5 protein-coding genes are annotated in these 5,152 nt (G+C 47.8%); 2 read left to right on the top strand and 3 right to left on the bottom strand.

What is annotated here, in order from left to right:
• A partial coding sequence (locus tag ACTF5Z_RS11365) for an EAL domain-containing protein (RefSeq protein WP_438985736.1) occupies window positions 1–624 on the top strand: 624 nt, incomplete at its 5' end.
• A 155-nt stretch (window positions 625–779) separates the two neighbouring features.
• Window positions 780–2,726, top strand: a complete 1,947-nt coding sequence (locus ACTF5Z_RS11360) for an EAL domain-containing protein (RefSeq protein ID WP_438985735.1) — start codon at window positions 780–782, stop codon at window positions 2,724–2,726.
• Window positions 2,727–2,786: 60 nt separating this feature from the next.
• Here ACTF5Z_RS11360 and ACTF5Z_RS11355 read toward each other — a convergent pair whose 3' ends face one another.
• The 3 genes from ACTF5Z_RS11355 to ACTF5Z_RS11345 all read right to left on the bottom strand — a co-directional run.
• Window positions 2,787–3,461: a response regulator transcription factor gene (locus ACTF5Z_RS11355; RefSeq protein ID WP_438985734.1), complete on the bottom strand. Its 675-nt coding sequence runs from the start codon at window positions 3,459–3,461 to the stop codon at window positions 2,787–2,789.
• A 19-nt stretch (window positions 3,462–3,480) separates the two neighbouring features.
• Window positions 3,481–4,881, bottom strand: coding sequence for a sensor histidine kinase (locus ACTF5Z_RS11350; protein ID WP_438985733.1), 1,401 nt, complete (start codon window positions 4,879–4,881; stop codon window positions 3,481–3,483).
• On the bottom strand, window positions 4,874–5,152 hold a 279-nt coding region (locus ACTF5Z_RS11345), incomplete at its 5' end, for a sensor histidine kinase (protein ID WP_438985732.1). The genes ACTF5Z_RS11350 and ACTF5Z_RS11345, both read right to left, overlap by 8 nt.

Below are 5,152 nucleotides of genomic sequence, written 5' to 3'. Positions count from 1 at the left end.
GACCCTATGCCGCCGCCGGAGTTCTTGAAGCATGCCTTTGCGATGGGCTTAGGGAACCATATTACCTTGCTGCTCTTTGACGTTTTTTGTAAGGCCTTAGAGCAACACCTTCGTCAAAAGCCGAACTCTACTTCTAAGTTCTCATTTAACATTCATCTCTCCACGTTTATTGATCTCACCATGCGCAAGGCCTTAACCGATATTGTGAATCAATACAGCCTAAGACCGACATCGATCATATTTGAGCTACTTGAAATTGAAGACACGACCAATTTCGAAGAGGTTTACGAAGCGATGCGTTATTACAAAGGATTGGGGTTTTCGTTTGCTATCGACGATTTTGGCAATTCTTTTTCGTCAATTCAGCGCCTATCACTCTTAAAAATCGATTATCTTAAGCTCGATGCCTCTATCACACACGCGTTGTGTGATGCCAAGATTCAGGTGGTCATACGTAATCTTGCCAAGCTTGCTTCTGAGTGGCAGATACCACTCATAGCCGAAGGCATTGAAACACAAGCGCAGAAAGCAGAGCTTCAGGAACTCGGCATTCATTGGGGACAAGGTTACTTGATAAGTCGACCCGCCCCCCTCCAAATCAAAAAACGAGGCTCGGCACTATAAAACCGCTATCACAACAATTGGATGAATTGATACGTTCTGGCGCTGAAAGACTTTGGTGGTTTCCACTTTTCTACGCTGCCGCCAACATCGTTGCCGCCATACTCCGACAAACCCCAGCACCGGCTCTAACCCTCATCATCGTTGTCGCTATAGCTATGGCGACACTATCAATCGCGCTGCTGCGATCTGACCAAGACTGGAGAGTGAAAGGCTATGCATTCGCCGCATTGCTCATTACTGGAGGGCTAGCCAACTATGCTCAACTTCAAAGCTATGCGGCGGGTATTTTGGCAATTTATGCTGGCGTGATGATTCTTGCTGGAGCCAGCCGGCAACGCTCGACGTTGATATTGTTGCTTGCGTTAACCATGATACTCGCAATATTTAGCGCTATGCCTTTAGTCAACGCAGGCATCCAAAATAAAATTAACGACCTAGCGAATTACCTAAACAAACCCTACCAAACACTCTTTATCACCGTTACGTACGCTGTGTCTATGGCCGCATTAGTAAGGTTTATTCTGCCGATGTACGAGGTGATCAGAGTAAGAAAAATCAACCACCAAAAAACAAAAAAGAGCTTGCTTGAACAACGCCAATCCACCAACCGAAATCGTGAATATGTCTTTACCCACCTGCCTGGAATCACAATTGAACTGGACCAAAAACACAACATTTTAACCGCAAGTCATACTGCGTTGAAGTTATTGAACCACCACGCGTCTGTAGGTAATCACTACGCGACTACGTGGTTAGCCACAATTAGAGAATTGCCCCAGCTGCTCTACTTTACACGGACAACGGGCGGCAGTTTTCAAATACCAATCAATAATGACTCCCTGCCGGATGGGCCCTATAATTTGCAAGCAACCCGCTTTCAATCCACCGATCAGTCGCAACACACACTCTTAACGATACAAAAAATACGCAGTGATTCACACAGGGCTCGAAACGGGTCTTTAATTTCTCAAGCGCTGCAGCAATACATTGACCAGATCGATATTGGATTTACATTCGTATCGATCGGGCTCTTCGTGCCACCAGATGAGGGGGCAGGAATTGCTATCCAGCAAGCGATTAATGATCTTTTGAGAATGCACGAAACATTCCTTAAAGCGCCATGCCAAATACTGAACAGTCACGATGGCACTTATTTTTTAGTCGCGGCTCACCACAACGAGCGCGAAATCAAAGCGTACTCCAGCGCACTCAAGTCGCAACAAAGACACACAGCACAAACGTCTAACCCCCCCAACATTGGCGTTGTCGTGGGGAGAAACTCGGTTCGCAACCACTCCGCGATTATTGCGACAGCCCTTCGGCTCAAGGATGACCTGAGCGGGCCATCCGCGCCCGAGTTTTTAGAGAGAACCACAGAGAATCTGAACGACTGGAACCCATCCGAACGCCTGTTGTTGAAAAACGCAATGCACGATGGATCACTCGACCTCCATTTAAGTGACACATACAGGCGCGGTATTGACTTGGCACCACTGCTGGAAATTAAGCTGCTTTGGAAGATACCCAACAGCGACTTTCTCTGCTCAGAGGATACACTTGAAGCGATAGAGCGAGCCAATCTCGTGGGGTATATGGCCCTAATCCAAGGTCCTAAGTGGAGGCCGCTCATTCAAAAAGGATTGGCGCGTGGCAAAGAGACCAAAATCGCTCTGCGGCTACCCAAATCCCTACTGAACGATAGCACATCTCTAACACGATTCAAGAATGAGCTAAGCGACCAGCCTTCGCAATCAGATCGAATCATCCTGCGCATTAACGAAGCCGATACCCGCTCGTTAACGCCTGAGCAATGGAACGTATTAATCCAAATCAAAGAACAGGGGTTCTCGTTCATGTTAGGCGAAGTTGGCTCAGGAGACAGCGACATAAAACTCGTAGTCAACGAGTTTTTCAGCTCGTTACAGTTTTCAAGCTCACTGGTACAACAGGCCCTTGATTCCCCCCATGCAGAAAGCGTGTTTAGAACCGTACTTAATATCGCGAAAGAATTGGGTAAGCCGACGCTTGCAAAGGCGAAGAACGACCAAGCAACCATCGCAAGACTGCACGCTTGGGGTATTGACTATGTTGATACCGCTTAGTGCGGCATCAACAGAGCCCACGAAGCCGCGCACAGAACTCCGATCGGGCGTAACACTGGATTAAAACGACGTTCTCTCAGCCAGCCGAGCTAGCTCTACAACGCTAGTCACACCTAATTTTTGCATCGCATGCTGCCTGTGAACCTTGACGGTCCGCAAGGCAATATGAAGCCGCTCGCCAATTTGCGGATTGGTTAAGCCCTCTAACACCAGCGCGATTACCGATTTTTCGCGATCCGTCAGTTGCGTAACTAGTGCTTTCAAGTCCTGTGCTTCTTGCTTTCTGACTCGGCGACTCTCGCTCAAACGCAACGCCGACTCGATGGTGTCCAGCAATTCATCCAAGTCTAGTGGCTTCAAAAGGAAGGCGTAGCCGCCTTCTTTATACGCCCGAACCACTTCAACTTCCGAACTAACTCCGCTCATGAAGATAACAGGCATCACGTCTTGCCGCTGCTGAATTTCCACCTGTAGATCTAAGCCGCTCATGCCAGGCAAGCTGACATCACACAACAAACACCGCGGGCCTGACAAATGGGATGTCGCTTCCTCAAAGCGCAACAAAAAGGCTTCCGCACTTTCGAATGTCACACACAAAAACCCCTCGATATCGAATAGCCGCTTATAAGCACTTCGAATACCCGCATCGTCGTCAATAACGAAAACCACGCCCTTTGACGCACGAGCCTGTTCCTCTTCTTGAGAGATCGTTCGCAGCTTTGTGACGTTTGACATAAGCTTAATCAACCCCAAATTACGATTTAACCGGGAGCGTCAGCACGACTGTGAAGTGATCGGGCGCAGCATCAAAAGACCAACGACCACCTTGTTCGCTCACATACTGCCATACGATCAATAAACCCAGCCCCATCCGCTCTGATTTGGTCGAAAACATTTCTTGTCCCGCTATTTTAATCTGATCGGGCCGCATACCAAAACCGCTGTCTTCCACGCTGATGAATAAATTTTCGTCATCGCTCTTCGCTTTAAGAGATATCGACGCGTACCCTCGAATGCTCGATGCGGCGACGGCAGACTCTAGAGCATTGAGCATTAGATGCAGTAGCGCCTGAGATAGAACGACTTTTGACGTCCAGATTTTTAAGTTGGGCTCAACGTCTACAGTAAGATCGATCTCCGAGCGACTTAGTTCCGGCGCAAGAAATTGCAACAGTGGATCGACGATATCCTTTATATGGTGGGCTGCTATGGCATCAACTTCCGAAGAACCGACAAAACGCCTTATTGCATCGATCTGATCTTGAAAACGTCCAAGCTCATGTTTCAGTTCTGGCAAGCACATCTCTAAGATCTGTGTATTAACGTGCTCCTTTTTAAGATTGCGCAACATTAACTGAGCATTCATGAGCATGGCCGCTAGTGGTTGCCGTAACTCGTGCTGCAAAGAGCTGGCTAACATACCTAGAGCCCGCTGTCTGTCCATCGTTAACACTTGCTTTGGTAATTGAAACTGATGACTCGCATTCAACGCAGGCACTGCTTGAGTGGTTGTCTTATCACGGTGAATCTCGAACAGATAACGCAGGATAGTAAATAACAAAAAGATCCAAATCGCGCTTGCGGCAAACCAAAACCAGCTCGGAATCGATGGTAACACCGCCCGAGGGCTTGCAAGACTGTCCCAGTTAAGAAATGTACTCGCGGCAAAAATACCACTGAAAATCGCAAAACCACAGCCAACCGAAAACAAATAGATATTGCTTCGCGCAACACTTGCACCAACAAAACGCCACACCAGCCACGCGAAACTCAGCACAATCACAGCGCGCCAGTAAAGTATTACGATTCTATAGCTATCACTATGAATCACAACACCACCGACCACCAAAAGCAAAGTAGCTGTGGCCGCAAGCTGCCACATTGCCTTAGCGGTTACAGGCTCAACGTCCATCGCGAATACAAACGATCTAGACCATAAAAACACCAGCACCACCGCAGCCAGCGACACATAAAGCGACAGATTTTGTCTTACGAGTAAAAATACACCCACGCAAATCGCCACTACGAGGCTGAATAATAAAAAAGTAGCATGTTTCCCCGTTAGATAATGACCCAACAATAACCAGCTGCACAGAGCCGTGAGAGAAATTATCAGGGCATAAAGAAGAGCCCCAGGGACGACTAACTCAAACATCAAAAGGGCGCTCCAGTGGCAACGTCAGCTGCACATGAAAGCCACCACCTAAATTAGACCAAATAGAAAAAGAGCCACCATGTCGCTCCACGATCCAACGCGATATCGACAAGCCCAAGCCCATCCCACCGCGCTTCTTCGAACTCATCGATTTTTCAAGATTCGCTATTTGGTCTAAAGGAACCCCCGGTCCATTGTCGCTCACAGCAACTACAATATTTTCTTCCAGCCGGCTTAGCGTAATACTAATGTTTTTGTTCTTATTAACAGC

It is taken from the genome of Aequoribacter sp. (assembly GCF_965659035.1).
Taxonomy (GTDB): domain Bacteria; phylum Pseudomonadota; class Gammaproteobacteria; order Pseudomonadales; family Halieaceae; genus Aequoribacter.
Note: the sequence above shows the minus strand (reverse complement) of the source record. Positions and strands in the feature narration are given on the sequence as shown.